The organism is Streptomyces sp. NPDC085900, assembly GCF_044540925.1.
Taxonomy (GTDB): domain Bacteria; phylum Actinomycetota; class Actinomycetes; order Streptomycetales; family Streptomycetaceae; genus Streptomyces; species Streptomyces gilvifuscus.
This window is the reverse complement of record NZ_JBITSP010000008.1, coordinates 36,162-61,831: the sequence shown is the minus strand read 5'-3', so window position 1 is coordinate 61,831 and position 25,670 is coordinate 36,162. Positions and strand designations below refer to the sequence as shown.

Below are 25,670 nucleotides of genomic sequence, written 5' to 3'. Positions count from 1 at the left end.
AATGTCCGTCCCGGCGCAAACAGGGCATCGGCCCGCATATGATCCCCGCTGTGACGGCAACACCGGAGGCAGCGCGCACCGAGTACGCCCAGCACCGATGGGGCGCCGCCCGCGACCTCTTCGCCGCCGCGGCGAGCGCCGATCTCACCGCCGTAGACCTCGAACGGTGGGGGCTGGCCGCCTTCCTGACCGGTCACGACGCCGAGTCCGACACCGCACGCGAGCGGGCGCACCACGCCTACACGCGGGCAGGAGACGTCGGCGGTGCCTGCCGCGTGGCGTACTGGCTGGCCCTCGCACTCACGCTGCGAGACGAGCCGGCCCGCGGCGGCGGATGGTTCGGTCGTGTCCGCAGCGTCCTTGACACACATTCCGTGACCGACTCGGTGTGGACCGGGTTCCTGCTGGTACCCCGCGCCATGGCCGCGTTCTTCGGCAACGATCTACCGACCTCACTCGCCCTCGCCGAGCAGGCGATCGGGTACGCCGCGCGGTTCGGCGACCCCGATCTGGCCGTCCTCGCCCACAACGCGCACGGCCAGGCCCTGGTGGGCAGCGGCGCTGTCGAGGCCGGCCTCTCCGAGCTGGACGAGGTGATGGTCCGGGTGACCACCGCCGAGGACGTATCGCCGCAGCTCGTCGGCCTTGTCTACTGCGCCGTGATCAACACCTGCCGCGACGTCTTCGACGTCCGCCGCAGTCGGGAGTGGACCAGCGCGCTGAGCCGGTGGTGCGCCGCACAGCCTGACCTCGTCCCCTACCGCGGGCAGTGCACCGTCCACCGTGCCGAGATCCTCCAGCTCACCGGCTCCTGGCCGGACGCGGACGCGGAGGTCGCCCGCGCCTGCGCCCAGGCCGAGGCCCTCATGCGTGACCCGGCCACCGGGATGGCGCTCTACCAGCGCGGTGAGCTCCTGCGGTTGCGCGGGGACCTCGTCGCCGCCGAAGCGGCCTACCGAGCGGCGATCCGCGTCGGGCACGACCCACAGCCCGGCTTCGCCCTGCTGCGCCTCGCCGAACGGCGAACCGGCACAGCGCTCGCCGCGATCCGCCGCGCCCTCGACGAAGCGAGCCGCCCATCGCTGCGCGCACGGCTGCTGCCCGCGTACGTCGAGATCGCGCTCGCCGCCGACGACGTCGAAGCGGCACGGCGCGCGGCCGAGGAGCTCGTCGAGATCTCCGGCGCGCGGTCCGCCCCACTGCTCGACGCGGCGGCCCAGCAGGCCATCGGTGCCGTCCGACTCGCTGAGGGCGATCCGGTGGCGGCGCTGCCGTGCCTGCGCCGCGCCCGGTCGCTGGCCCAGGCGATTCCGGCCCCCTACGACGCGGCCCGCTGCCGCACCCTGATCGCCCTCGCCTGCCGAGCCCTCGGTGACCAGGAGAGCGCCGAGCTCGAACTCGGTGCGGCCCGCTGGATCTTCGAGCAGCTGGGTGCCGTACCGGAGGTCGAGCGAATGGACGGCCTGACCCGCCGTTCCGTGCCACCCGCCCCCGGCAGGCTGACCTTGCGGGAGGTCGAGGTCCTCAGGGCGGTGGCGACCGGCGCCACCAACCGGGCCATCGCCGAGTCGATGTTCCTCTCGGAGAAGACGGTCGCCCGGCACGTCGCCAACATCTTCACCAAGCTGGACCTGTCGTCGCGGGCCGCGGCCACCGCGTTCGCCTACGAACACCACCTCGTCTGAACCCACAGGCGATCTGCATAGTTCTCCCGATGCGGACGGCCGCACCGGGCTCCTACGGTCACCCCAACCGATACGACCCAGGAGCCGTCATGAGCAGGGGATACGCCGTCGCGTACGCACTGAACCTCACGCCTTGGGAGCGGGCCGGCACCAGCGGCGCGGCCGCCCTCGACAAGCTGATCGCCCGAGCCGAGACGGAGCTCGGCGGGCCGGGACGCGCGCTCGACCTGGGCTGCGGCTCCGGGCTGCACCTCGTCGCCCTCGCCCAGCGCGGTTGGCAGGCCACCGGCGTGGACCTGATCGGCAAGGCGGTGCGCCGCGCCCGCGCCCGCGTCGCGGAGGCGGGTGTGGAGGTACGGGTCCTTCAGGGCGACGTCACCGCGCTGGACCGCACCGAGGTCGGCGGGCCGTACCGCCTGCTGCTGGACATCGGGTGCTTCCACGGCCTGGACGACGAACAGCGCGCCGCCATGGGGCGTTCGGCCACCGCTGTGGCGGCGCCGGACGCTCTGATGATCCTTCTCGCCTTCCGGCCCGGCGCCGCGCCGAAACCCCTGCCCCGGGGCGCCGACGCCACGGACATCGAGACCGCGTTCCCCGGCTGGCACCTCATCGACAGCGAATCCGCACCGACCGAGGGGATGCCGGCGCCGCTGCGCAAGGCGGCGCCCACGTTCCATCTGGTACGGCGCACCGCCTGACCACGCGGGCGGGGCACTTCCCGGTGGTCAGGGACCGGGCGGCAGCCCCAGCACCGCACAGGCCGCGCGCGAGACGCGCTCGGGCGCGTCCGCGGTCAGCGGGGAGCGCAGGAGCATGTGACTGATCGTCAGCCGCACCGCGAGGTCGGCCGCCTCCACCCGGCGGTCGGCCGCCACCGTCGGCGCCACCTCGCCCAGCCACTGCGCCAGCAGCTCCGAGGCGCTGGTGAAGACGGGTTCGGGCCTGCTCGTCAAGAACGGCAGCAGCGCGTCCGTGCCACCACGGGCCGCGGTGAGTACGGCACCGATGAAGGGGTTGGTGCCCGCCTCGACCAGGGCGTGGGCGACCCCGGCCCGCAACGCGGCCGCGAGGTCGTCGCGGCGCTCGTCCAGCACCGCGGCGAGGCCTCGCAGGAACTCCTCCGTCTCGCGCAGCACCAGTGCCTGCCCGATGCCCGCCCGGTCGCCGAACTCCTTGTAGATCGAGGGCCGCGAGACGTCCGCCCGCAGTGCCAGGTCGCCCACCCTCACCCGGTCCCAGCCGCCCTCGGCGGCCAGCGCGCGGGCCTCTTGGAGCACCCGCTCCCGCATCTGCTTGCGCCACGCCACCCGGGGCGGATCGGGACGGGGCCCGGAGGGAAGGGACGGACGGTTCTCGCGCACCCCGGCAGTCTGCCATCGCCCCGTCTCCACACACTGCACCTGACATAGCGTCAGAACGTTTACATGGCGCTTCCTTTGTCAGCGCTCGCGTCTCCGTGGCACTGTCTGCTCACCCCCCAACGCGTGCTTCCGCCGTCCCGGACCGGTGCGGCGGAAGCACGCGCCCTTCGTCAAGGAGTCCTCGTGGAGCCAGCGCCGTACGATGCCCGCGTCTGGCGGGATCCCAAACGCCCCCTGTGGCTGCTCGCCCTGGCCGTGCCGACCCTGCCGTTCCAGGCGGGCGGTCTGGTCGCCCTCACGCACCTGCGCGTCTTCTGGTGGTGGGGTCCGTTCTTCGCCTTCGTCCTCGTGCCCCTCATCGACTGGCTGACCGGACCGGACGGCGCCAACCCACCGGACGAGGCCATGCCGCGCCTGGAAGCCGACCGCTACTACCGCTGGTGCACCTACCTCTACCTGCCGCTCCAGTTCGGCGCCCTCATCTGGGCCTGCGACCAGTGGGCGACCGGCCGGCTGTCGGTCGCCGACGACCTGGGACTCGCCGTGACGACAGGCGTCGTAGCCGGCGTCGCCATCAACACCGCCCACGAACTCGGTCACAAGCGTGAGCAGTTGGAGCGGCGGCTGAGCCGCATGGCGCTCGCGCAGACCTGGTACGGGCACTTCTACGTCGAGCACAACCACGGTCACCACGTCCGGGTCGCCACCCCCGACGACCCCGCGAGCAGCCGCATGGGCGAGAGCTTCTGGCGGTTCCTGCCGCGCACCGTGTGGGGCAGTCTCCGCTCGGCCTGGGAACTCGAGGCGCGCCGACTGTCCCGGCGCAAGCGAGCGGTGTTCGGCCCGCACAACGAGATCCTGACCGCCTGGGCGCTCTCGGCCGCCTTGTTCGCCGTACTCACCGCGGTGTTCGGCCTGCGGGTCCTGCCGTATCTGGCGCTCCAGGCGGTGCTCGGCTTCTGCCTTCTGGAGACGGTCAACTACCTGGAGCACTACGGCCTCCTGCGGCGTCGCCGACCGGACGGCCGCTATGAACGCGTGGCGCCCCGCCACAGCTGGAACAGCGACAACACGGTCAGCAACCTCTTCCTCTTCCAGTTGCAGCGGCACTCCGACCACCACGCCAACCCGCTGCGCCGGTACCAGACCCTGCGGCACTTCGACGAGGCGCCCCAACTCCCCTCGGGCTACGCCACCATGATCGTGCTGGCCTGGTTCCCGCCGCTGTGGCGCCGGGTGATGGACCACCGGCTGATGACCCACTACGACAGCGACCTGACCCGCGCCAACCTCCATCCGCCCCTGCGACGCCGGCTCTTCGGCACCACGGGCGCACTGACCGCCACCGCACCCAACACTCCGCCGGACGCGCGAAACGCCGGCTGACAGGCACAGCGCTTCTCAGGCGGCCGCGACGCCGATGCCTATGGCGATGAACAGCCAGCCTGTGATCAGTTCCCACCGGTCACGGATCCTCGGACGAGCCAGAATCGCGCGAAGGCGCGCCGCGACGGCGACCAACGCGAACCAGTAGACGACACCGATCAACACGTCCAGAAGGCCGAGGAGGAAGATCTGCCGGGTCGTCGATCCGCCGCCGTGGACGAACTGCGGCAGGATGCTGAGGAAGAACAACGCGGCCTTGGGGTTGAGTACGTTGGTGAGGAATCCCTGCGCGAAACCGGATCGCCAACGGCCGGCGCCGGGTCCAACCACACTCTTCGCGTGCGGTGTTGTGACGCCCTCTGTGCGATTGCGCCCGGCACGCCGCTCCTCGGCCGCCCGACGGGCGGCCAGCACCGCGCGGATTCCCAGGTGGACGAGGTAGGCCGCACCCAGCAGTTTGACGGCGTCGTAGACCACCGGCGAACGCGCGGCGATCACTGAGAGCCCGAGGGCGGCGGCGAGCATGTGCACGCACAAGCCTGCCTGGGCACCCAGCGCTGCGGCCCGCCCCTTCACGGGATGCTCGGTGGCCGATCTGAGCACCACCAGGAAGTCGGGGCCGGGGACGACGTAGGCCACCAGGACCACTCCGAGGAAGCCGAGGAGATCGACCGACATCCACTCTCCGTTTCGTCGGGTCTGGAGCGAAGGTGGCCTCGGGTACCCCGGGTGGCCCGGGACAGTGACCGTCGGAGGAGGTTGGTGGTCCAAAAGGTGGAGCCGACGCCGGAGTGACCCTGCCCGCTTGGCGATCGGTGCCGGAGTGACGGGCTGTCAGTTCCGGCCGGTGACGGTTCGGTGGAGGTGGTCGAGGGCGACGGGGACGACGGTGCGGCGGTGCCACGACAGCCACAGGCCGACCTGCCTGCCGAGTTCGTGCAGCGCGTCGAGGCGGTCAGGTGACAGACCGTGCAGCGGACGCTCGTGATGGGAGGAGATCATGCCCCTCACCTCGCCGTTCGGACCGAGCAGCGGCACACTGTGACAGGCCTGGCTACCGGCCTCCAGGATCGTCCTGCGAGAACCTTCGTCGAAGATGTCGGAGGCGGCGACATCCTTGACGGTGACCTGCCGGACCTCTTCGGCGGCCTGCGCGCAGGAGGTCGTCGAGGTGCCGACAAAGGCGAAGTAGTCGGTGAAGTGACGGTCCAGGCCGGTGTGCCTCTCCATGCGCAGCGTCCCGCTCTCCACCACCTGTACGTTGCCCATCTCGGCGCCCGTGAGATGCAGCGTCCGATCCAGGGCGGCCTTGAGGACAGCGCCGTAGCCGGCCCGTCCCGCTCCGCTCGCCCGCAGCGCGGGCATCGGCGGCTCGGGCCCGCGCCGACGGCTCGGGGCCCAGTGGGGAGCTTGCGCATCGGGGGCGGGAAGGCGGGCCGCGACCTCGGCAAGAACATGGAGTTTGATGTTGAACCGCTGAGACGTGCGGCGCAGCAGATCGAAGGCCTCCTGCTGGGAAGAGATGCCGTACCGCGACATGAGCAGCTTCTCGGCCCGTGCGACACCGGCGTGGGCCAGCCGCCGGTTCCGCTCCCCGACGGCGTCATCCCCGGCGCCCTGCACGGCGTCCTCGGCGCTGGAGTGTTCCCCGCCGGACGGCGCGACGGGCATGCTGGGATGGTCGGTCACGGTCGGGCCTCCAGTACTCTGCGGCGACCGTGCGGCGTCACGCGACTGCGCGTCGCGCACGGGCGCGTCATGCGGTGCTTCCGGCCGGAACACCTGGCTCCACTGTATGCATGCCCGAGCCCGTCACTTACCGACAGGGGGTGGACCGGCCGGACGCAGGGCGGGTGGGTGCCGAGCGGGCCTTGTACTGCGCCCGCCTGCCGCTGCGTGCCGACCGGTCTCCGGCCCACGCGCCTGGCGGCAGTCGTGACCCGGCTCTCGACGAGTGCCAGGACGTGGTCGGCGAGTGGCTGCGGTGCGCCGCCTCGTCCGACCGCAAGGCCTGACCGAATGGCCCCGCTCGGTCCCGGAGCCGTCTACGCGGTCAGCCAGCGGTGCAGGGCTTGATGTACCTCCGCGGGCAGGGCGCTGATCTGGTCGATGGCTTCGCAGTCGCCGGGCAGCGGGGCGATGCCGGCCGCGGTGAGCACCGCGTGCAGTTCCAGACGGCGCAGGTCACGCGGCTCGATGTGGCAGGGCAGTCGGTCCGCGGGGTTGGGGGGCGGCATCAGGTAGTCGTCGGTGTGCAGAGTGCTGATCAACGAGTCGGTCGTCAGGGTCATACCGCGCTCCTTGCTCACAGGTGGTGTCGATGTCGATGTGGGAGAGGCGAGTTGGCCGGTTGTCAGTTGCGGTCCGCGCGAGTTACCACGCGAAGGATGCAATCCGATGCTTGTCGTATCCGCCGATGCTCAGGCGGCGACAGCCGTACGGCAGTGCGTCACGGGCGCTCGGACGTGCGCGTGTCCGGTCGACGGGCGCAGGCAGCCGCCTCTTCAGCGGCCTGCATCTGGGCACACCAGGAACACTCCGCGTCGACGCTCGCGAAACAACCGCCGTCCTGAGCAGAGGGTTCGAGCTGTCCGGCGCGTACACCGGAAACGTACTCATCGTGCTGGGGGTGCTCGTTCATGCCGTCGTCAACCGGTACCGGTCCGGCCTGGTTGCTGCCCGTGACAGTGCGCCCACCGCCCTGCGAACACCTCGTGACATTGCGGCCGATTCGCAACATTCGGGCGATTCCGCGTTTGAGCGCAGGGTTCCGTGACGGCCGTCCGACCTGGATCAGCCGCAGGGAGCGTGCGGTGTGGGCCGAGGCAGCGTGAGGATCCCGTCGACCGTCTCCGCCACTCTGGCCCGTTCTTTGAGCGCGGTCAGCCGTTTCAGGAGTGCGTAGCCCTCTATGAGGACGGTCTCGTGTCCCCCGTAGGACTCCAGGTTGATGACGGCGGCCTCCACGTGCCGGATCTCGGACACGAGCATCGCCACCGCGTGGCCTCGGGCGACGGCGGTCCCGACCCGGGGATAGAGCATCGGCAGGAGTTCGGCACCGCTGGCATTGCGGATCGTGTCGGCGTCACTGCCGCCGACGGCCTCCATCCGCTCTCTGGCATGTTCGATCACGCGGACGAGAATCCGGAAATCCGCCTGACTCAGCTCAATGGCCACGTTGGCGTCCCCGAAGTCGGAGGCAGGTTCGTCCCGTCTTCGCTTCGAGAACCACGCCACCGACGCCCCCCAGATAGATAACCGGAACCCTGACAAGTTTATATGCCAACTGTTGCAGGATAGAAACTATCCGTTCGCGATCAGTCGTACGTACGAGGGTCGGTGGCGCGACGGAGCAGCGGCGCTCAGACCCGATCCGGGGCTTCCGGTGCCGAGGACAGGGCCTGGAGTTGCTGTTCCGTGCGCTCGAGCCAACTCCGGTACCACTGGGCGAAGTTCTGTCCGGACGGCCTGATCCCCCCGTCCGCCGGCCGCAGGTCCTCCCAGATGGCACCCCGGTGGGGGCCCGTCATCACCAGCAGCGACGTGTAGCCGCACCCCTGCTCACTGAGGAACACCGCGCCGGCCTCCTGAGCGTCACTCAGCTCCTCGTAGCGTGCGTCCCATGCCGCGTACGCGCGGCGGAACGCGTCCTCGGATGCGAAAGCGCCCCTCTCGGGCTCCTGCGTCTCGAGCGAGTCGAGTTCCTCCTGCAACGCCTCGGCCACGAAGGGCTGCCCGGCGAACCGGGCCGTGGTGGGCTGTCCGGGGTAGGCGAGTCCGACGCCGCGCCATTGCCACCCGCTGTCATCCGAGACGGGCGTCATCAGGCCGTAGTCGGGGCCGGCACCGCCGCCTCCGACACAGCGCAGAAAGCTCCGATACTCCACCGGCAGGCCGATCCCCAGGTCCGCCTCCAGCGCCCGCAACTCTCCTTCGTCCAGGACCGGGCCGAGCCGGAAGCCGTGGCCCCGCGCCCCGAAGATCTTCTCCGTCCCGGGGTGTTCGCCCAGTCGGAGCACCCGCTCCCTGACCCCCGCCCATATGTCCTCGATCATGGACACACGCTAGTGGTACACGGGGCGCACAGACACGCGATTATCTCGGCGCTGGAAGCGCTGGAAGCGCTGGAAGGCTAGAGGGGCTAGACGGGCTGGAGTTCGACACATTCCTCGGCGGTCGGCCCCGCGTCTACCGCGAGTGCCACCACCGTGGCGCCGTCACGTGGCGGTGGGCCAGGTCCCCAGCAGGGTGGCGATCCTTCCCGCGGTGCAGGCGGGATCGAGCAACAGGTCCTTGAGGGCGACGGCATCCTCACGGTCGGGCTTGACGGTGATTCCGGCGGCCTCGAGATACATGACGCCGGATGCGGCGGCGACGGCCATGTTGGAGCGCTCCAGCCAGCGGCACCGGCCCAGCGTGTGCACGAGGGCGGCGGCTTTGGCGTAGGGGCCGTCGTAGATGGGCTGCTCGAACAGCTCGGCCCGGTGTCGGGCGACCGCCGAGACGGGAACGCCGTAGTCGTCGGGAGCCGGATCGTCCGCCCCGGCGGCCTCGGCGACCTGCAGGATCCAGGGAACGTCGATGTGCATGTCCATCAGGCCGCGCGCGCTCCCCCGGGCGACTGCTGGGCCTCTTCGGCCTCGTCGAAGACGCTTTGGTGTTCGGCCAAGAAGCGGGAGGCCGCGTCCACCGCACGGGCACGCAGACCGCTGGCATCGTCCTGCACCAGCCTGGCCAGGTAGTCGCCGATGCTCAGCCCCAGGTCGGCGGCGCGCTTACGCGCGAGCTCCGCCACATCCTCGTCCACTCGCGCACCCAGCTGTGTCTTCGCCATACGCAGCATGGTAACAGCTGTTACCACACAGTGGGGCGCGATTCCCATGCGGCGACCTGGGGTGCGCGTCACGAGAGGGTGCGGCCGCGTGGTCGGGGCTTCGCGTGGAGGCCGGTCGCGGACATGCCCGCGCCAGAAAGGCGCGGTATGCCGCAGCCGGCTCGGGGGTGACTGCGGCATCCGCGCCTACACACTCCGGAACGCGCGAGGAGGATCACCTTCCGGAGGTGAGCATCGACTGCCCCGTCCACGCGCGGCCACACTAGGCCGAACAGGCGAATTGCCCTTTCCGCCCTCGGGCGGCACCTGCCGACGATCATCCTGCCGGCCCGGGACACACTTCCGGTCGGAGCAGTACGCAAACCCATGAGGCGCACCCGGTCGAGCACCTCCGCCACACCGACCACACACGCAACACCCAAGGTCAGCGGGGGAACCAGGCGTCACCAGGCAGTTCACCGAAGCCGCTGCGCGCGCCCCGCGGGCCGCATAACGTGCGGTATCCCGAACCGCTCCCCCACGCCCGCGGTCCGCACCTCTTGGGCCCTGACCACCAGGAGATCTTGGGATGTCCTCCGACAGCTCCGAGTTATACCCGGCGCGGCACCGACCCGCCCGGCACGCCTTTCCCACCCCGGGCCCGCACTCGCACCGCGCGAGCGAGGTACGGGTTCCGGCCCGTCTCCGTTCGTGGACGGGGCCGCACCGCGATCTGCGGTTGCTGCGACGGGCGAGCCGCCGACTGCGCCGTGTGGCGACGTTCGCCGCTCTGGGCTACTTCGCCGTCTTCCTCGCCCTGACCGTCCGGCTCCCCTCCCTCATGTCCCGCCCCGGACCCGGCGGGCTGCCCACCGGCCTTCTGCTCGCCGTCGCCCAACTCCCCGTCACCTGGCTGGCGGTGCTCCTCTACGAGTTCACCGCACGCCGGTACGTCGACCCCCTTGCCCGGCGCGTACGCCGGTACGCATGCGGCGCCGATGACGGGGAGGGGCGGCCGTGACCGACTTCTCCGGCACCGCGCAGTCCTGGTCACTCGTCGCGTTCTGCACGGTCGTCACCCTCACCCTTCTGCTGTGCGTGCTGACCGGCCCCGACCGCGACGACCTCGCCGAGTTCTACACCGGCTACCGTTCCCTGTCGCCGCTGCGCAACGGCCTGGCCATCGCGGGTGACTACATCTCCGCGGCCACCGTGCTCACCATCGGCGGTGTCATCGCGCTGTGCGGTTACGACGGTGTCGTACTGGCTCTGAGCACCTTGCTGTCACTGCTGTTGCTGATGGTGTTGCTGGCCGAACCCCTGCATCACACAGGCCGGTTCACCATGGGCGACGCGCTGGGCCGACGGCTGTCGGGCCGCGCCGTGCGTATCACGGCCTGCGTGGTCACCCTGACCTCGCTGGTGCCGATGATGGTCGTACAACTCGCCGGTGTGGGGCAGTTGTTGGCGTACGTGCTCGGCTTCACCGACAGCGCGATGCGGACGGGATGCGTCATCGGAGCCGGCGCGCTGATGATCACGTACGCGGCCATCGGAGGCATGCGGGGCACGGCGCTGATCCAGATCCTCAAGACGGTGATGCTGCTCGGGTCCGGGCTGATCGTCGCCGGGCTCATCCTGCACACCTTCGGCTGGAACCCGCGGAGCCTCTTCCAGACAGCGGCACACCACAGCGGAGCCGGTGACGCCTACCTGCGCTCCGGCCTTCAGTTCGCCGACGGCCCGCACAGCGACCTCGACATGATCAGCACCCAGTGCGCCATCGTGCTCGGGGGTGCCTGTCTGCCGCACGTCACCATGCGCATGTACAGCGCGGGCAGCGCACGCCAGGTCCGGCGCGCGATGAGCTGGGCGGTCTCCACGGTGGCCCTGTTCATGGCCGTCGTGATCGTCATCGCCGTCGGAGCCACGGCGTTGATCGGGCGGACCGGCATCACGGCCGCCGACGCACGCGGCAACACCGCCTATCTGCTGGGCGCGCGGGCCGCGTTCGGGATGCGGCTGTCCCATGCGGAGAGCCTGCTGTTCACCACGGTCACGACGGCGATCTTCCTGACGCTGCTGGCCTCCGTGTCGAGCATGACGCTCGCCTGCGCCAACTCCCTGGCCCACGACGTCGCCGCCACGCGCCGCCCGCTGGGACCGCAGCGTGAGACGGCGCTGGCCCGGCTGGCCGCGCTCACCGTGGGCCTCCCGGTGATTCTGCTCGCCGTGGCGGCCCAGCACCGCAGCCTCCAGCCGCTCGCCATCCTCTCCTTCTGCCTGGGCGCCTCGGCCATCGCCCCCGCGCTCGTCTACAGCCTGTTCTGGCGCCGCTACACGCGCACGGGACTGCTGTGCACCCTCATCGGGGGCACGGTGAGCGTCCTCGTCCTCATCCCCGGCACCAACCTCGTCTCCGGGAGCCCGCAATCGGCCTTTCCCGACGCCGACTTCAACTGGCTCCCCTTCACCACCACGGCCCTGGTCTCGGTACCGGTGGGCTTCCTGTGCGGCGTACTGGGCACCGTGCTGTCGCGCCGACGGACGACGGTGCGAGAAGGAGACCGCTACGAGGCGATGGAGCATCTTCTGCTGGCCGGGCCGCCAGGGCCCGGGGCGGAATGACGCGACACCTCGCTCGGGGATCGAAGAAGAGAGCCTGCGTTCGCGTCTCATCCGAGCGTTCGACCGCACGGCACACGTCTCTCACCCGGGAGAACGAAGTGAAGCGCGGAGCGGTGGCCCGGCGCATGGCCGGTGTCCCGCACGGGCAGCACTCGGCCGATCCCTATGCCGCTTTCGGCCACCACGGAGCAGCACGTGAGCGATGTCGTCTTCACAGCCGATTTCACCTCCGAACGCCAGTGGGTCGCGGGGCGTTCCTGGGCCTATCCCGACGGCGGCCCGACCAACCCGGGCGACAACAAACTGGACTACCTCACCGCGGACCCCGCCTACTCCCGCACCGGCAGCTTCCGCGCCACCCGCCGGACCGACGGCTGGTGGAACGCCGGTCTGCTCACCACGGAAGGAAGCGACGAAGGCTTCATGGTCCGCACCGGCGACCAGTTGCGGGCCAGGGTCTGCCTGCCCACCGGGCTCGGCGCGTGGCCGGCGATCTGGACCTGGCGGGACGGGGGCAACGAGGTCGACGTCTTCGAATACCACCCCGACAACCCGGACCTGCTGGAACTGTCCAACCACGTGCGGCAGGGTCACCTTTACCTGCGGCGCCCGGCGGTGCGCCCTGGCGCGACCATCGACCTGCAGGTCACGTTCGGCCGCCGCGATGTGGTGTGGTCGCTCGACGGGACGCAGGTCTTCGCCGACGGCAAGGGCGTCGGAGCCCGCTGGCACGCCTACCTGATCGTCAACCTCTCCGTCTGCGCGGGCCGCTACCACCCGCCCCCCGACCCCACGGCCACCGAACTGTCCTACCGCGTGGAAAGCCTGACCGTGCACCGTCCGTCAGCGCCCTCCGTGCCGCACCCGACCGCCTCGGACGCCCGCGGTGAACCGGCGACGCAGACCGGCCCCTCGTCGGAGATCAGCGCCGGCCCCGCGTAGCGGACACGCCCCTCTGTTCCTCGGCGGTGCCGTGGCCGTCGTCATGAGCGTTTCCGGGCGTGGCGACCGGTGACGGCGCCGAACCGGCTGTGCGGCCGAGACCCGGGCCCGGAAGGGCGAGAACGATCATGGACGGCGTCGGTCCTCGGCGCACCTAGAATGACGCGAGTGACGGCAAGCTTCATTGACATCGACAAGGCAGCCGGTGTGCTGCGCGCCGGCGGCCTGGTGGGCCTTCCGACCGAAACCGTCTACGGGCTGGGCGCCAACGCCGAGGACCCCGCCGCCGTCGCGCGCATCTTCCAGGTCAAGGGACGTCCGCCGTCCCACCCGCTGATCGTCCACATCGGCGGCGCGGAGCAGCTGGACGACTGGGCCGAGGAGGTGCCCGCGACGGCGCGCCTGCTGGCCGAGCACTTCTGGCCCGGGCCGCTCACCCTGGTCCTGCGGCGCGGTCCCCGCGTGCCTCTGGAGGCCACCGGTGGCTTGGAGACGGTGGCCGTGCGCGTGCCCGCCCACCCCGTGGCCCTCGCGCTGCTGTCGGCCTTCGGCGGCGGTGTCACCGCCCCGTCCGCCAACCGCTTCGGCTCCGTCAGTCCCACCACCGCCGAACATGTCCGTACCGAGCTCGGCGATGCCGTGGACTACGTGCTGGACGGCGGCCCGTGCGAGGTCGGCGTCGAGTCGACCATCGTCGACGCCACGGGAGAGGTCCCCAGCATCCTGCGGCCCGGCGGAGTCACGCGCGAGGATCTCGAAGCCGTGCTGGGGTATCCGCTCGCGGTCCCCGCCACCAGTGACATTCGGGTGCCGGGCCAGCATCCGTCCCACTACGCGCCGAGTGCGCGAGTCGTCCTCGTCGAGCCCGAGGACGTCGTCGCCGAAGCGGAGCGCGCGCAGGCGCTGGGGCACCAGGTGGGCGTCTTCCTTCCCTCCGCCTTCGCCGACGCCGCGCCGAAGGCCCACGCCGTGGTGACGGTGCCCGACTCGATGACCGCCTACGCGCACGGCCTCTTCGGCTTCCTGCGCGAGCTGGACCGACAGGGCTGCGACCTGATCGTGGCCTCCCTGCCGGCGGAGGAAGGGCTGGGCCTGGCGATCGCCAACCGGCTCCGCCGCGCCGCGGGGCCCCGAAGCAGCGTGTGACGGGCGCCTGCGCGAAGAAGGCGACCTCCGCGCGGCCCGGGACACCCGGGCCGCGGCCTACCTGGTGAGATCGGTCGGCTTGTCGAGTCGTGACAGCTTCTGCGGGTTGGATGTGGCGTAGATCCTGGTGATACGCCCGTTCTCGACCACGAGGCTGACCGCGGCCCCTCCGCTGCCGGATGCGATCCGGATCGCGGGGGATCCGTTGAGCCATACCGCCGTGATCTCGGAGGCGGCGCGATCGGTGCCCGCGAGCATCGTCGCCACCAGCTCGGCGCCGTGGAGGGGGGCCGGGGCCGCGGCCGTGATCCCGCCGCCGTCGGCGATGAGGACCACGTCCGGTGCCATGATCTCCAGAAGGTCCTGGATGCGCCCGGTGTGCAGCGCGGCCACGAAACGGTCCACGACGCTCTTGTGCTCTGCCGGGCTCACTTTGACGCGTGGCCGTCGAGCGGCGACGTGCGCCCGGGCCCGCCGGGCGATCTGCCGAACGGCGGCAGGGGTCCGGCCCACGGCTTCGGCGACCTCGTCGTACGGCATGTCGAAGACCTCGCGGAGGACGAACACCGCGCGTTCCACCGGTCCGAGCGTCTCCAGGACGGTCAGCATCGCGATGGAGACGCTTTCCGCGAGCTCCACGTCGTCGGCCACATCGGGGTGGGTCGACAGAGGTTCGGGCAGCCACTCGCCCACGTAGTCCTCGCGACGGCGTGAGAGTGTGCGCAGGCGGTTGAGCCCCTGGCGGGTGACGGCCCGGACGAGGTACGACCGCGGGTCGTGGATCTTTGACCGGTCGACGTCGGCCCACCGCAGCCAGGTGTCCTGCAGCACGTCCTCCGCGTCGGCCGCCGAGCCGAGCATCTCGTAGGCGACGGTGAAGAGGAGGCTGCGGTGGGCGACGAAGGGATCCTCGGTCATGCCGGGGAACCCACCGGGGTCGTCGCCGGGCGCTTGGCCAGCGGGATCTCGCAGGCGTCGGAGAAGCCCTGCGAGGTGACCCCGTTCGCCACGTTCGCCCTGGTCGCCAGGTTGACGTAGGCGATGAACGCGGTGAGCTCCACCATCGCCTCCGTCCCGAGGCTCTCCAGCAGGGCGGCGTACTGTGCGTCGGTGACGGTCGGGGGTGTGTTCGTCATCGCCTCGGCATAGTCCATGACGTCACGCTCCAGTGGCGTGAACACCTCCGCCTGCCGCCAGCAGGGCACCTGACTCGCCTTGGCCAGGTCCAGGTTCGCGTTCCGTGCCTGGAAGTAGCCGACGTCCAGGCACCAGGTGCAGCCGACCTGCGACGCGACAGCCATGTGCGCGAACGACTTCAGGGCCGGGTCGGCCCCGTCCCAGGCCCCCACCCTCGCACCGAACTCCAGGTTGTCCCGCGCCACCCGGGGGCTGTGCCACAGCACCTCGACGTTCTCGGGCACGGCGCCCAGCTGGTCGGTCATGCTCTCCTTGAGCTCCGCGGGGAGCTCGGCCTTGGGGAGGCGCAGAGTCATGGTGTCTCTCCTTGTACGGGTGCCTGTAGGGCTGTTCGGCATGAAGACACCGCCCAGCCCAGGCGTGTGACACCCAGCGCCCCAACGGCCTCGTACTACCCCCCTCCTCCGGAATCTCTTCCGTCCGGCTACCGCGTGGGGACCAAGGGAAGATCGTCGGTGTACGAGTTCACCGGCTTGGCGACTTCCTGCACGGAACGGGCGTCGAGTGCGACGGACGCCGAGCTGGTGCCGAGGGTTCCGCCGGGGTGCCAGGTTCCCGTGACGGACACCCAGGTGTCGGCCGGCGGGGCCGAACCGTAGATCCGTAGCTTCACGGACTGGGCGTCGGCCGCACAGCAGGAAATGATGATGCGGGTCAGGTCCCAGCTGCCGGGCTGTTTGCCGGACGTGACGAAACCGCTCAGCTGGACCGTACGTCCCTTGATGGCCCGCGTACGGTCCTGCTGAACGCGAAGGGTGAAGTCGGTGAGCGTGATCGGAAGCGGCGAGGTGGCGGGCAGCGGGTCGAACCTGTCCTGCTGCGCGACCGCCTTGGCCGGCTCACGGGAAGCGGTGTACGCCCCGAGGGCGGGCGGGGCGTAGAGCAGCAGGCTCAGCGCCGGGAGGAACAGCAGCCACGCGACACGGGGTGCTGTGGAATGGTCGTGCCCGTGGCCGCCCTCGCCATGGGAAACGTGCCCGTCGTGCTCGTCCCTCCTGCCGTACGACATCGCGTCCGCCACGCCGAGCACGATCAGCACGACACCGGAGGCGATGAGCAGCGGGCGCATCCCCTCCTTGACGTAGCGCAGGTACAGGTCGGTGAAGAGGGCGATGTGCAGCAGGCCGAGCCCGCTGAGGGCGAGCAGAGCGATCTGAAGCGGACGTCTCACAGCAGTGCTCCCCCGATCAGCGCGCTGGAAAGGACCGCGACGACGACCGTGGCGGCGGAGAACCGGATCGCGAAGGCCCGGCCGAAGGTGCCCGTCTGCAGGGCGATCAGCTTCAGGTCGACCATCGGGCCGACCACCATGAACGCCAGCCGTGCGACCGGCGAGAACCCGCTCAGTGAGGCCGCCACGAAGGCGTCCGCCTCCGAGCACACCGCCAGTACGATCGCCAGCCCGGCCAGGAACAGGACCGACAACCAGGCCGAACCGGAGAAGGTCTCCAGCACCGACCGGGGCACCGCCACGTTGAACGTGGCCGCCGCCATGGCCCCCACCACCAGGAAACCGCCCGCGTGCAGGAAGTCGTGCTGGAAACCGGCCCGGAACTCCCGCCACCGGCTCGCCCCGGCCTGGTGCCCGGTGTGCCGTACGACCGGCTTCAGCCATTCGGCGCGCCCCAGCCACAACCACAGCCAGCCCATCACCGACGCCGTGACGATCGAGGCAAGCAGCCTGGCAGCGACCATCGCCGGCTGCCCGGGGAAGGCGACGGCAGTGGCTGTCAGCACCACCGGGTTGATCGCCGGTGCCGACAGCAGGAACGCGAAGGCGGCCGCAGGCGTGACACCCCGGCCGATGAGACTGTTCGCCACCGGCACCGACGCGCACTCGCAGCCCGGCAGGACGACACCCGCCATACCGGCCACCGGCACGGCGAGCAGCGGCCGGCGCGGCAGCAACCGGCTGAACACGCGGGCCGGGACGAACGCATTGATGGCGCCGGACAACGCCGTGCCCAGCAGAAGAAACGGCAGCGCCTGCACGGTGACGGCGAGGCATACGGTCCGCCACGCCTGCATCGCGGGCGTCTGCACCCCCTTGCCCACGAGGTACAGGGCCGTCCCGGGCACGATGGCCGCCCCGAGAAGGATGAGCGGCCAGGTCCGGGGCCAGCCGGGTGCGGCCTCGTCCGTCGCCGCTCTGTCCGAGTCGGCCTGCTCGGCCGCCTCCGCCAGTTCTGCTGTTCGCTGCATTGCCGCTCCGCCTGTCCGATGATCGGGGCAAACATAGCGGGCACCTGCGAACACGAAACAAGAACACGCCGACCGGGGTTGAAGCCGGGAGGCTGGGTCGGGGACCGGTCGCCCGGTCCCCGGTCACGCACCGGTCAGGTCCGGTAGGCGTAGTACGCCGAGTTCGGATACGACGCGACGATGCTGGCCACCGACCTGCGGAAGGTGTTGGTGGAGTGGTACGTCACGTACGGCACGCCCTGAGGGCTGCGGTAGGTGACGATCATCGTGTGGTCCTTGGAGCCGTCCCTGTCGAAGTCCATCTGCAGCACGTCGCCGACGTCCAGCTGATAGACGTTGGCGAGGCTGGTGGCCCGCTTCGAGTTCAGCGCGAACCAGGAGAACTCGTTGACGCCGACGAACGAATCCGACTGGATGTCGGCGTTGCCGAACCACTTCGTGTAGTCGTTCACGTAGCCGGGAACGTGCTTCCAGCCGCCCGCCTTCAGCGACTGGCTGACGAAGTTGGTGCAGTCGCCGCCGCCGCCCTGACCGTTGAAGTTCGGGTAGGCGGGGTTGTAGTTGCTCCAGTACTTCTCCGCGTACGCGGCCATCGCCTTGTAGTCGTAACCGGTGGCGGAGAAGTTCTTCGGCTTCGCCGGCGCGGGCCACGTGGTGGCGGAGCGCGTCGCCTCGGGCATGTTGTCGTCGGCAGTGGTCGGCGCCGCCTTGATCGACGGCTTGGCCGGCTGGTTGACCGCGAGGTAGCCCGCGTCGGTCTCCCGGATGTTCGACAGCTGCCAGTTGCCGTTGGAGTCGGCCGTGAAGGTCAGCTTGTGGTGAGCCTGGAAGCCGGTCGTCTTCGGCTCGTTGCCGCTGACCTTCTCCCCGCCGACCTTCTTGTACGTCAGCGTGGTCGTCTCGGTGACCTGGACCGTGGCATGCCGGCCTCGGACGACCGTCCGGTCCAGCGAGACCTTGGTGTTGCCCGCGCTGTAGCTCTCACCGAGCTCCTGCAGACGGGACTTGCGGTTGCGCAGCTGGGACAGAGCGGACTTCTCGTCGTCCGACAGCGTGGAGGACATGCTCACATCGCCGGAGAAGCGCGACGACAGCGGCGTGTGCCGCCTCTTGCCGCTGTCCAGCAGAGCGTCCGTACGCTCGGTGAAGACCGCGTCGGCCAGCCGCTGGAAGGTGGCCTTGGTCGCCGGGTCCACGGTCGGCTGGTCGGCTCCGACCGCGGCTCCCGCACTCCAGTTGGGCAGCAGCGCCGCACCGGCGACCACCGATGCGGCGGCCGCCGTCACTATGGTCACGTGACGCCGTCTGCGGCTCAGTTTCCTTGATTTCACTCGACTTTCCCCTCTGCCGGCACAGCGATGTACGTACCGGGCGACGGAATCTTCGCACGCCGTGTGTAGCTGGTGTGAAGGGGGATGCGCCGGCGAAACCGGCGAAGTGGCCGCCGGCGCGGGACAGTCGACTGCGCCAAGCCAGACAGACCGGCACAGTGCCGACCTCATCGACAGAGACGCTTCGGTGATCGCATAGCCTCTCTTGGCACGCGCACGACAAGGGGAGGATTATGAGACGCAGAACAGCCTGGGCCGCGGCCGGCGGAGCGGTGGCATTGATGCTCACCACCGCGACCGGCGCCCATGCCGAGGGGCGGGGCGACGTCCGGGTGGTGAAGACCGTGGTCAACGGCGGCGGCAACGTCATCGTGGGGACGTCGAAGACGATCCACTACCCGATCGACATCACCGTCAAGGACGACTCGGGGGTGAAGGGGCTCACCCACGTCAGCACCTTCAACATGGCGAACGGCTGGTCGTTCGCCACGTGGGACGATGACTCGTCCTGCACGAAGAAGAGTGCGACCACCTCGGTGTGCCGGGCCACGATGACCATCGACCCGGCCTGGATCGCCGACAGCGACGACATGGACAGCAACAAGGTCGCCGGCGTCTGGCAGGTCAATGCCACCGTCAAGGCGAAGGACGGGGACTACTGGATCTCCGACCACATCGCCGAGTACAAGGTGAAACGGGCCGTGCAACTCCCGACGGTGATCGCACCCGAGGAGGTCGCCAAGGGCGCCACGGTGACCGTCACCGGCAAGCTGTCCAGGGCCGACTGGGAGGACCTCAAGTACCACGGGTTCACCGGCCAGCAGGTCAAGCTCCAGTTCAGGCCGAAGGGTGCCGCCCACTACAGCACGGTCAAGACCGTGACGACGGGCGACGCGGGAAAGCTGGCCACCAAGGTCACCATCACCTCGGCAGGCAGCTGGCGCTGGTACTTCCCCGGTACGACGACCACCTCGCGGAAGGTGTCGGCCGGAGAGGTGCTCAACCTGAAGTGACCGGCGAACGGCGCCTTCACGCAAGGCGCTGACCGCGGACACGGAGTGGGGACCCGGGGGTGTTCGTTCTTCGGGTCCCCACAACTCGGCCGCGCTGCGAAAAGCGTTGGACGGGTGATGCGGGGGCTTGTAGCTTGCAGTCGACCGTGAAACCGCCCGAGGAGGTGAGACCCATGAACGCTGTATCGACGTGGGTGCTCCCCCTTGTGGTCACGGCCGGCGACTGACGCAGGTGTCGCCGGGAGCGCCTCCACCACAAGGCACTCCCGAAAGGCAACACCTATGGACTCTGTCCAGTTCCCCGCCGAGCCGTCGTCGAAAGAGACGCAAGAGCGCGCCGTCCCCACGCCCCTCATGTACGAAGTGATCATTGCCGGGTGCGGGCCGGCCGGCGCGATGCTGGCCGCCGAACTACGGCTGCACGACGTGCGGGTACTCGTTGTGGAGCGGGAAACCGAACCCGTGTCCTTCGCCCGCATCGTCGGGCTGCATATCCGCACTGTCGAGCTGATGGCGATGCGCGGGCTCCTGGATCGCATGCTCGCCCACGGACGCCGGCGTCCGGCCGGCGGCTTCTTCGCCGCCATCGCCAAACCGGCGCCCAAGGATTTGGATTCCGCGCACGCCTATCTGCTGGGCATCCCGCAGCCGACCGTCGTCCGCCTGCTGGAGGAACACGCCATCCAACTCGGTGCCCAGGTCCGGCACGGTTGTGCGGTGGTCGGTCTGGAGCAGGACGACGAGGGGGTGACCGTCGAGCTGGCAGACGGCGAACGGCTGCGTTCGCGCTGTCTCGTCGGCTGTGACGGTGGCCGCAGCACGGTGCGCAAACTGCTCGGCGTCGGCTTCCCCGGTGAGCCCTCGCGGACCGAGACGCTGATGGGCGAGCTGGAAGTGGGTGTGCCGCCGGAGGAGATCGCCGCCAAGGTGAGGGAGATCCGCGAGACCCATCAGCGGTTCTGGCTGCGGCCGGTCGGCGAGAGGGTCTTCAGCGTGGTGGTCCCCGCAGCGGGAGTCGGCGATCGCGCGGAACCGCCCACGCTCGAGGACTTCAGACAACAGCTGCGCGCCGTCGCCGGAACCGACTTCGGCGTGCACTCCCCGCGCTGGTTGTCCCGCTTCGGGGATGCCACACGGCTGGCCGAACGGTATCGGGTCGGGCGGGTGCTGCTGGCCGGCGACGCGGCACACATCCATCCGCCCACCGGTGGACAAGGGCTCAACCTGGGCGTGCAGGACACGTTCAACCTCGGCTGGAAACTGGCCGCGCAGATCCACGGCTGGGCGCCGCAGGCACTCCTGGACACCTACGAAGGCGAACGCCGTCCGGTCGCCGAAGACGTGCTCGACAACACCCGCGCCCAGATGGAACTGCTCTCCACCGAAGCGGGCCCGCAGGCCGTGCGCAGGCTGCTCACCGATCTGATGGACTTCGACGAGGTGAACCGCTACCTGATCGAGAAGATCACCGCGATCGGCATCCGCTACGACTTCGGTGCGGGCCCCGACCTGCTCGGCCGACGCCTGCGGGACATCGAGGTGAAACGGGGGCGCCTCTACGATCTGCTGCACCGCGGCCGCGGTCTGCTCCTGGACCGCACCGAGCGCCTGACCGTCGGCGGCTGGTCCGACCGGGTCGACCACCTCGCCGACCCGACCGCGGCACTGGATGTCCCCTGCGTTCTGCTGCGCCCGGACGGCCACATCGCCTGGATGGGGGACGACCAGCAAGACCTCGACGCCCACCTCCACCGCTGGTTCGGCAAACCCACGGACTGAAGACCCACGGTGCTCCGACGCCCCGGCGGGCGTCGGAGCACCGGGCCCGACGCCTACCGCCATATCCGGCTCACACCGTCACGAGTCGCTCGAAGAAGAACTCGTGCTTGAGGAACGACGTCTCGTGTTCCGCCCCCGGATACGGAGGGATCAGCTGGGCGGCCTGGAAGAGGCGCCAGCCGTCCTGGAGTGCGGCGACGCCTGTCTCGTACGGGGGCTGGTCGTCGTCTCCGGTGGTGGGCCGGGTCGTGCCGGTGCCGTCGTATCGGGCCCATCCGATGACCGGGGAGTCGAGTGCGGATGTGCCCAGGTACAGGACGAGCACCTGCTGCCGTACCGTGTTCGAACTGGTCACGCGTGGCTCCTCTGCGCAGGTCGGTTCGAGATCCGGGTGGCCCAGTACTCGATGTCGAAGTCGGGGTCGCCGGACAGCACCCGCCAGAGCCTGATCCGGTTGTGGATCTCCAGACGGCCGGTGGCCGGTTCGTACCAGGGGAAGGTCCGTCCCAACTCCTCGCGGACGGACGGGCCTTGGAGGTCCGTGGTGTCCCACAGCCGTACCTGCGGCACCGTCGGGTTGAAACGGATCTTGTACATGTGACGGACGCTGTCACTGTCGTTGCGACGGCCCCCGTGCCAGATGCCGTGGTGCAGCAGCAGGACCGTGCCGGCCGGGCAGGTCAGCCGGGCCTGGCCGCGCAGGTTCTGGTAACGGCCGGTGTCCGACTCGTTGATGCGCCGCAGGTGGCTGCCGGGGACGATGAGCGTGCCGCCCATGTCTGCGGTGACCTCCTGCGGGTAGTACATCAACTGCACGTCGAAGGCGTCGGTCCGCAGGTCGATGAGGGCGTCGGCGTGCAGGGGCTGCGCACTGCCCTCATGCGGTTCCCGCGTGTGCACGAAGTGGTGGTCGACCGTGGGGTCCGGGCCCACCAGGCTCTCCAAAGCGCCCGCGACCGAAGGCAGTTCGAGGAGCCGCCGGGCGAAGGAGCCCTCGGGGAACGCCTTCGGCACAGCGGTGCCGTACGGAACCGGCGGCAGTCCCGCGGCGAAGACGCCGAACGCCTCCTCGTTCAGCTCACGGGGCACGACGCCGTCCAGGCGCAGGAATCCCTGTGCCACGAACCGCGCCACCTGGGCAGAACTCAGCAGTTGTCGTGTGGTTGGCATACGGCAACCGTAGAAAGAGACTGCCGTCCGGTCGTGGGCTGTAATCGGCGATCACTGGTAATTTTCCGCCATGACGCACTCCGTGGAGCTGACCCTCGGTCTGCCTCCGCACGTGGAGAACGCCGGGGTGGGCATCCATGGGCACGCCGGGCCGCACGATGTGTTCCGGCTGCCGCACCTGTGGCAGCTGCACCTGTACACCTACTCCGGCACCTTGGAGTTCGACGGCTTCCGGCATCCGATCCGCCCTGGACACATCAGCCTCGTACCGCCGGCCACGGAGGTCCACTTCCACTACGACCGGACGCCCGCCCAGCACCTGTACGCCCACTTCGCACTGCCCGGAGACGGAGAGCGGCGCCAGGTCCCGGCGATGCAGGACGCGGGATCGGACGCGGCGATGCTCACCGCGATGCTGCGGCAGACGGTGGCGGCGGGCTCCCACTCCCCCACCCGCGCCGCGGCGGAACTGTGGACCGTACTGTGGCGCCTGACCACTCTGGCCCGCACCTCCGGTGACGGGGAGGGAGCCCGGCATCCCGCGCTGCGGACGGCCATGGCCCACATCGAGCAGCATCTGGCGGAGCAGCTGAGCGTCCCGGACATCGCCCGTGCCGCCGGGATCTCCCACACCCAGCTCACCCGCCTGTTCCGCAAGGACACCGGACTCACCGTCATCGGCTACATCCGGCGCCGCCGGATGGAACGCGCCCGGCACCTCCTGATCGCCTCGACGCTCGCCATCCCGGCGATCGCCGCGACCGTCGGAATCCCCGACCTGCAGGCGTTCAACAAGACCTGCCACCGGGAACTGGGCGCCTCACCACGTGCCGTGAGGCGCTCGGGAGGCTGATGTGGGGCGCGTGCACCGGGGGCGGCGTCCTTCGCCTACCGGTTGACGGAGCGCATGCCCGCCTCGTCGTAGCGCTCACCCGAAGCCTCGGGCAGCTCCGCGTCGATGCGAGCCAGTTCGTCCTTCGTCAGGACGATGTCGACAGCGGCGGCGTTCTGCTCCAGGTAGGTGCGGCGCTTGGTGCCCGGGATCGGCACCAGGTCCTCGCCCTGTGCCAGCACCCACGCGATGGCCAGCTGAGCCGGCGTCACGTCCTTCTCGGCGGCGATCTCCTTCACCTTCGCCGCCAGCCGCAGGTTCGCGTCCAGGTTGGCGTCCTGGAAGCGAGGGTTCTGGCGGCGCCAGTCGTTGGCGTCCAGCTCGTCCGGCGAGGAGAACCGTCCGGCGAGGAAGCCACGGCCGAGCGGCGAGTACGGCACGAAGCCGATGCCCAGCTCCCGGCAGGCGGGCAGCACCTCGGCCTCCACGTCCCGCGACCACAGCGAGTACTCGCTCTGCACAGCCGTGACCGGGTGCACGGCGTGCGCGCGCCGGATGGTCTGCGCGCTCGCCTCACTCAGCCCGATGTGGCGCACCTTGCCCTCGGCGACCAGCTCGCCCAGCGCGCCGACCGTCTCCTCGATGGGCACGTTCGGGTCGACCCGGTGCTGGTAGTACAGGTCGATGTGATCGGTCCCCAGCCGCTTCAGGGAGCCGTGGACGGAGCTGCGGACGTGCTCCGCCGAGCCGTCCTGCGGGCCGACCGTGCTGATGTCGCCCGGCACTGCGTCGTCCATCCGGTAGTTGAACTTCGTCGCGATCACGTACTCGTCACGATGCCCCCGGATCGCCTTGCCGACGAGGGACTCGTTGGTGAGCGGCCCGTACATCTGCGCGGTGTCGAGGAAGTCCACTCCGAGGTCGAGGGCGTGCCGGATGGTCGCGATGCCCTCCTCCTCGTCGGTGGACCCGTAGAAGGCGGACATGCCCATGCACCCCAGGCCGATGGCCGATACCTGCAATTCCCGCAGACTACGCTTCTGCATGTCGTCTCCCAGCCTTTCCTGCGCACTCGTTCGTCATGCTCGACGCTATGACTTGGAGCGCACTCCATGGCAAGTCCAGCCTCGGGAACACCGGCAGAAGGGCAGAGAGCCATACGCGCGACGCCTGCCGCGAAACACATACGCGGGGCCTGCATCTCGGGTGCGGTGTCGGGGCGAAGTCAGAGGTGAGGATCGGCGCGGTGGAGGAGAGATCGTGAGCAGCAGGGCGTTGGCCAGGGCGCGGTGGTGCCGACAGTACGCGACAGCGACTTCACCGGCCGGTGATCACCGATGACGAAGTGGGTGCCCCGGCCCGACGGCGGGCGGCCCCAGGGGAAGCCCTGTTCCCACACCTGGCCGGCCGACCCGACGCCGCTGAGTGAGACATGCCAGGCCTGCGCGGCGCGCGGACGTGCGCCGGCCGACCTGCTGCTCTGCCTGACCTGCGGTCATGTGGGTTGCAGCGACAGCTCTCCCGGCGCTCACGCCACGGCGCACTTCGACTCCGGCGGACACCCGGTCGCACGCTCTCTGGCCCCCGGCCGGGAGTGGGCCTGGTGCTACGAGGACGAGGTGTACCTGGATCCGCTGCCGGAAGGACCGACGCCACGCTCGGCCCCGCGACCGCCCGAGTCGGTTTGGGACTACCCGCGGCCGCCCGCCGTACGCCAGGACGACCGCCACGTGCGCGTCGAATGCGCGGGCCAGGTGGTGGCGGACACCCGCAGGGCACTCCAGGTGCTGGAGACCAGTCATCCCCCGGTCTTCTACATCCCTCCGGCGGACGTCCGCACGGAGCTTCTCCTCCCAGCGGTGTCGGGCCGCACCTGGTGCGAGTGGAAGGGTTCGGCCCGGTACTGGGACGTCGTCGTGGGAGACGAGGTACGCACTCGGGCCGCCTGGAGTTATCCCCGTCCCGAGCCCGACTACGCGGCCCTCACCGACTTCCTCGCCTTCTATCCGAGTCGCATGGACCACTGCACGGTCGCGGGCGAGGTCGTCACGGCGCAGGAGGGCGACTTCTACGGCGGCTGGATCACCTCGGAGGTGCGGGGACCGTTCAAGGGCGGGCCGGGCACCTTGATGTGGTGAAGTCCCGCCCGCGGGCACGAAGGACATTGTTCGAGCAATGTCCT

The 25,670-nt window shown here is 70.0% G+C and carries 28 protein-coding genes and 1 pseudogene; 13 read left to right on the top strand and 16 right to left on the bottom strand.

Going from position 1 to position 25,670, the window contains the following annotated elements; genetic code table 11:
• The first annotated feature begins 50 nt into the window (after positions 1-50).
• Complete coding sequence (locus ACIGDI_RS26715) at positions 51-1,685, top strand: LuxR C-terminal-related transcriptional regulator (RefSeq protein WP_399901374.1); 1,635 nt, start codon at positions 51-53, stop codon at positions 1,683-1,685.
• 89 nt (positions 1,686-1,774) lie between these two features.
• Complete coding sequence (locus ACIGDI_RS26710) at positions 1,775-2,386, top strand: class I SAM-dependent methyltransferase (RefSeq protein ID WP_399901371.1); 612 nt, start codon at positions 1,775-1,777, stop codon at positions 2,384-2,386.
• Between the two features lie 27 nt (positions 2,387-2,413).
• Here ACIGDI_RS26710 and ACIGDI_RS26705 read toward each other — a convergent pair whose 3' ends face one another.
• Positions 2,414-3,049 carry a TetR family transcriptional regulator gene (locus tag ACIGDI_RS26705; protein ID WP_399901368.1) on the bottom strand — a complete coding sequence of 212 codons (636 nt, stop codon included), beginning with the start codon at positions 3,047-3,049 and terminating at the stop codon, positions 2,414-2,416.
• Positions 3,050-3,232: 183 nt separating this feature from the next.
• On the opposite strand from ACIGDI_RS26705, the gene ACIGDI_RS26700 reads away from it, so the two are divergent.
• Complete coding sequence (locus ACIGDI_RS26700) at positions 3,233-4,435, top strand: alkane 1-monooxygenase (RefSeq protein WP_399901365.1); 1,203 nt, start codon at positions 3,233-3,235, stop codon at positions 4,433-4,435.
• A 15-nt stretch (positions 4,436-4,450) separates the two neighbouring features.
• Here ACIGDI_RS26700 and ACIGDI_RS26695 read toward each other — a convergent pair whose 3' ends face one another.
• Entirely contained in the window at positions 4,451-5,113 is a 663-nt protein-coding gene (locus ACIGDI_RS26695) for a LysE family translocator (RefSeq protein ID WP_399901362.1), read from the bottom strand.
• A 156-nt stretch (positions 5,114-5,269) separates the two neighbouring features.
• A complete protein-coding gene (locus ACIGDI_RS26690; RefSeq protein ID WP_399901358.1) occupies positions 5,270-6,106 on the bottom strand; it encodes an ANTAR domain-containing protein in 837 nt (278 codons plus the stop codon).
• Positions 6,107-6,234: 128 nt separating this feature from the next.
• Between ACIGDI_RS26690 and ACIGDI_RS26685 the strand changes: the two genes are divergently transcribed.
• Entirely contained in the window at positions 6,235-6,450 is a 216-nt protein-coding gene (locus tag ACIGDI_RS26685; protein ID WP_399901355.1) for a hypothetical protein, read from the top strand.
• A gap of 30 nt (positions 6,451-6,480) precedes the next feature.
• Here the strand turns inward: ACIGDI_RS26685 and ACIGDI_RS26680 are convergent, their stop codons facing one another.
• From ACIGDI_RS26680 to ACIGDI_RS26660, 5 genes are all read right to left on the bottom strand, one after another.
• On the bottom strand, positions 6,481-6,726 hold the full coding sequence (locus tag ACIGDI_RS26680; protein ID WP_200699465.1) for a hypothetical protein: 246 nt from the start codon (positions 6,724-6,726) through the stop codon (positions 6,481-6,483).
• 502 nt (positions 6,727-7,228) lie between these two features.
• A complete protein-coding gene (locus ACIGDI_RS26675) occupies positions 7,229-7,567 on the bottom strand; it encodes a hypothetical protein (protein ID WP_399901351.1) in 339 nt (112 codons plus the stop codon).
• Between the two features lie 230 nt (positions 7,568-7,797).
• Positions 7,798-8,490, bottom strand: coding sequence for an SMI1/KNR4 family protein (locus tag ACIGDI_RS26670; protein WP_399901348.1), 693 nt, complete (start codon positions 8,488-8,490; stop codon positions 7,798-7,800).
• A gap of 162 nt (positions 8,491-8,652) precedes the next feature.
• On the bottom strand, positions 8,653-9,030 hold the full coding sequence (locus ACIGDI_RS26665) for a fic family toxin-antitoxin system, toxin component (RefSeq protein WP_399901345.1): 378 nt from the start codon (positions 9,028-9,030) through the stop codon (positions 8,653-8,655).
• Entirely contained in the window at positions 9,030-9,269 is a 240-nt protein-coding gene (locus ACIGDI_RS26660) for a hypothetical protein (RefSeq protein ID WP_200699468.1), read from the bottom strand. Before ACIGDI_RS26660 ends, ACIGDI_RS26665 begins: the two co-directional genes overlap by 1 nt.
• A gap of 568 nt (positions 9,270-9,837) precedes the next feature.
• On the opposite strand from ACIGDI_RS26660, the gene ACIGDI_RS26655 reads away from it, so the two are divergent.
• The 4 genes from ACIGDI_RS26655 to ACIGDI_RS26640 all read left to right on the top strand — a co-directional run bounded on the left by ACIGDI_RS26655 (position 9,838) and on the right by ACIGDI_RS26640 (position 13,964).
• Complete coding sequence (locus ACIGDI_RS26655) at positions 9,838-10,269, top strand: DUF485 domain-containing protein (protein ID WP_399901342.1); 432 nt, start codon at positions 9,838-9,840, stop codon at positions 10,267-10,269.
• Positions 10,266-11,876, top strand: a complete 1,611-nt coding sequence (locus tag ACIGDI_RS26650; protein ID WP_399901339.1) for a cation acetate symporter — start codon at positions 10,266-10,268, stop codon at positions 11,874-11,876. The genes ACIGDI_RS26655 and ACIGDI_RS26650 overlap by 4 nt, the downstream gene beginning before the upstream one ends.
• A gap of 195 nt (positions 11,877-12,071) precedes the next feature.
• Positions 12,072-12,818, top strand: coding sequence for a beta-glucanase (locus ACIGDI_RS26645; RefSeq protein WP_399901336.1), 747 nt, complete (start codon positions 12,072-12,074; stop codon positions 12,816-12,818).
• Between the two features lie 159 nt (positions 12,819-12,977).
• Positions 12,978-13,964, top strand: a complete 987-nt coding sequence (locus tag ACIGDI_RS26640; protein ID WP_399901333.1) for an L-threonylcarbamoyladenylate synthase — start codon at positions 12,978-12,980, stop codon at positions 13,962-13,964.
• Between the two features lie 57 nt (positions 13,965-14,021).
• Here ACIGDI_RS26640 and ACIGDI_RS26635 read toward each other — a convergent pair whose 3' ends face one another.
• The 5 genes from ACIGDI_RS26635 to ACIGDI_RS26615 form a co-directional block, all read right to left on the bottom strand.
• The gene (locus ACIGDI_RS26635) at positions 14,022-14,882 is read right to left on the bottom strand and encodes an RNA polymerase sigma-70 factor (RefSeq protein WP_399901330.1); all 861 of its coding nucleotides are present in this window, start codon (positions 14,880-14,882) and stop codon (positions 14,022-14,024) included.
• Entirely contained in the window at positions 14,879-15,457 is a 579-nt protein-coding gene (locus ACIGDI_RS26630; protein WP_399901327.1) for a carboxymuconolactone decarboxylase family protein, read from the bottom strand. Before ACIGDI_RS26630 ends, ACIGDI_RS26635 begins: the two co-directional genes overlap by 4 nt.
• A gap of 128 nt (positions 15,458-15,585) precedes the next feature.
• Complete coding sequence (locus ACIGDI_RS26625; RefSeq protein WP_399901324.1) at positions 15,586-16,332, bottom strand: TIGR03943 family putative permease subunit; 747 nt, start codon at positions 16,330-16,332, stop codon at positions 15,586-15,588.
• Positions 16,329-17,363, bottom strand: coding sequence for a permease (locus ACIGDI_RS26620; protein ID WP_399901321.1), 1,035 nt, complete (start codon positions 17,361-17,363; stop codon positions 16,329-16,331). The genes ACIGDI_RS26625 and ACIGDI_RS26620 overlap by 4 nt, the downstream gene beginning before the upstream one ends.
• Before the next feature lie 134 nt (positions 17,364-17,497).
• The gene (locus tag ACIGDI_RS26615) at positions 17,498-18,658 is read right to left on the bottom strand and encodes an amidase domain-containing protein (RefSeq protein WP_399901318.1); all 1,161 of its coding nucleotides are present in this window, start codon (positions 18,656-18,658) and stop codon (positions 17,498-17,500) included.
• A 269-nt stretch (positions 18,659-18,927) separates the two neighbouring features.
• On the opposite strand from ACIGDI_RS26615, the gene ACIGDI_RS26610 reads away from it, so the two are divergent.
• Together ACIGDI_RS26610 and rox are read left to right on the top strand one after the other, a co-directional pair.
• Positions 18,928-19,707, top strand: coding sequence for a hypothetical protein (locus ACIGDI_RS26610; RefSeq protein WP_399901315.1), 780 nt, complete (start codon positions 18,928-18,930; stop codon positions 19,705-19,707).
• Positions 19,708-19,989: 282 nt separating this feature from the next.
• The gene (rox, locus tag ACIGDI_RS26605) at positions 19,990-21,486 is read left to right on the top strand and encodes a rifampin monooxygenase (RefSeq protein ID WP_399901312.1); all 1,497 of its coding nucleotides are present in this window, start codon (positions 19,990-19,992) and stop codon (positions 21,484-21,486) included.
• Between the two features lie 70 nt (positions 21,487-21,556).
• On the opposite strand, the gene ACIGDI_RS26600 is transcribed toward rox, so the two are convergent.
• Together ACIGDI_RS26600 and ACIGDI_RS26595 are read right to left on the bottom strand one after the other, a co-directional pair.
• A complete protein-coding gene (locus ACIGDI_RS26600) occupies positions 21,557-21,841 on the bottom strand; it encodes a hypothetical protein (RefSeq protein ID WP_399901310.1) in 285 nt (94 codons plus the stop codon).
• Positions 21,838-22,656 carry a phytanoyl-CoA dioxygenase family protein gene (locus ACIGDI_RS26595; protein WP_399901307.1) on the bottom strand — a complete coding sequence of 273 codons (819 nt, stop codon included), beginning with the start codon at positions 22,654-22,656 and terminating at the stop codon, positions 21,838-21,840. The genes ACIGDI_RS26600 and ACIGDI_RS26595 overlap by 4 nt, the downstream gene beginning before the upstream one ends.
• Positions 22,657-22,726: 70 nt before the next feature.
• Between ACIGDI_RS26595 and ACIGDI_RS26590 the strand changes: the two genes are divergently transcribed.
• Entirely contained in the window at positions 22,727-23,509 is a 783-nt protein-coding gene (locus ACIGDI_RS26590; protein WP_399901304.1) for a helix-turn-helix domain-containing protein, read from the top strand.
• Positions 23,510-23,544: 35 nt separating this feature from the next.
• Here ACIGDI_RS26590 and ACIGDI_RS26585 read toward each other — a convergent pair whose 3' ends face one another.
• Complete coding sequence (locus tag ACIGDI_RS26585; RefSeq protein ID WP_399901302.1) at positions 23,545-24,534, bottom strand: aldo/keto reductase; 990 nt, start codon at positions 24,532-24,534, stop codon at positions 23,545-23,547.
• Positions 24,535-24,825: 291 nt separating this feature from the next.
• On the opposite strand from ACIGDI_RS26585, the pseudogene ACIGDI_RS26580 reads away from it, so the two are divergent.
• A pseudogene (locus ACIGDI_RS26580) lies at positions 24,826-25,110 on the top strand (UBP-type zinc finger domain-containing protein); the annotation flags it as partial.
• Complete coding sequence (locus tag ACIGDI_RS26575) at positions 25,108-25,626, top strand: DUF427 domain-containing protein (RefSeq protein ID WP_399902231.1); 519 nt, start codon at positions 25,108-25,110, stop codon at positions 25,624-25,626. The pseudogene ACIGDI_RS26580 and the gene ACIGDI_RS26575, both read left to right, overlap by 3 nt.
• Positions 25,627-25,670: the final 44 nt, after the last annotated feature.

Excerpts from the sequence above, each read along its gene's own strand:
- ACIGDI_RS26710 (WP_399901371.1), top strand. The coding sequence starts at position 1,775 with ATGAGCAGGGGATACGCCGTCGCGTACGCACTGAACCTCACGCCTTGG.
- ACIGDI_RS26660 (WP_200699468.1), bottom strand. The coding sequence starts at position 9,269 with ATGGCGAAGACACAGCTGGGTGCGCGAGTGGACGAGGATGTGGCGGAG.
- ACIGDI_RS26665 (WP_399901345.1), bottom strand. The coding sequence starts at position 9,030 with ATGGACATGCACATCGACGTTCCCTGGATCCTGCAGGTCGCCGAGGCC.
- ACIGDI_RS26685 (WP_399901355.1), top strand. The coding sequence starts at position 6,235 with ATGCCCGAGCCCGTCACTTACCGACAGGGGGTGGACCGGCCGGACGCA.
- ACIGDI_RS26595 (WP_399901307.1), bottom strand. The coding sequence starts at position 22,656 with ATGCCAACCACACGACAACTGCTGAGTTCTGCCCAGGTGGCGCGGTTC.
- ACIGDI_RS26635 (WP_399901330.1), bottom strand. The coding sequence starts at position 14,882 with ATGACCGAGGATCCCTTCGTCGCCCACCGCAGCCTCCTCTTCACCGTC.
- ACIGDI_RS26590 (WP_399901304.1), top strand. The coding sequence starts at position 22,727 with ATGACGCACTCCGTGGAGCTGACCCTCGGTCTGCCTCCGCACGTGGAG.
- ACIGDI_RS26695 (WP_399901362.1), bottom strand. The coding sequence starts at position 5,113 with ATGTCGGTCGATCTCCTCGGCTTCCTCGGAGTGGTCCTGGTGGCCTAC.
- ACIGDI_RS26690 (WP_399901358.1), bottom strand. The coding sequence starts at position 6,106 with ATGCCCGTCGCGCCGTCCGGCGGGGAACACTCCAGCGCCGAGGACGCC.
- ACIGDI_RS26670 (WP_399901348.1), bottom strand. The coding sequence starts at position 8,490 with ATGATCGAGGACATATGGGCGGGGGTCAGGGAGCGGGTGCTCCGACTG.
- ACIGDI_RS26610 (WP_399901315.1), top strand. The coding sequence starts at position 18,928 with ATGAGACGCAGAACAGCCTGGGCCGCGGCCGGCGGAGCGGTGGCATTG.
- ACIGDI_RS26585 (WP_399901302.1), bottom strand. The coding sequence starts at position 24,534 with ATGCAGAAGCGTAGTCTGCGGGAATTGCAGGTATCGGCCATCGGCCTG.
- ACIGDI_RS26620 (WP_399901321.1), bottom strand. The coding sequence starts at position 17,363 with ATGCAGCGAACAGCAGAACTGGCGGAGGCGGCCGAGCAGGCCGACTCG.
- ACIGDI_RS26630 (WP_399901327.1), bottom strand. The coding sequence starts at position 15,457 with ATGACTCTGCGCCTCCCCAAGGCCGAGCTCCCCGCGGAGCTCAAGGAG.
- ACIGDI_RS26680 (WP_200699465.1), bottom strand. The coding sequence starts at position 6,726 with ATGACCCTGACGACCGACTCGTTGATCAGCACTCTGCACACCGACGAC.
- ACIGDI_RS26640 (WP_399901333.1), top strand. The coding sequence starts at position 12,978 with ATGACGCGAGTGACGGCAAGCTTCATTGACATCGACAAGGCAGCCGGT.
- ACIGDI_RS26655 (WP_399901342.1), top strand. The coding sequence starts at position 9,838 with ATGTCCTCCGACAGCTCCGAGTTATACCCGGCGCGGCACCGACCCGCC.
- rox (WP_399901312.1), top strand. The coding sequence starts at position 19,990 with ATGGACTCTGTCCAGTTCCCCGCCGAGCCGTCGTCGAAAGAGACGCAA.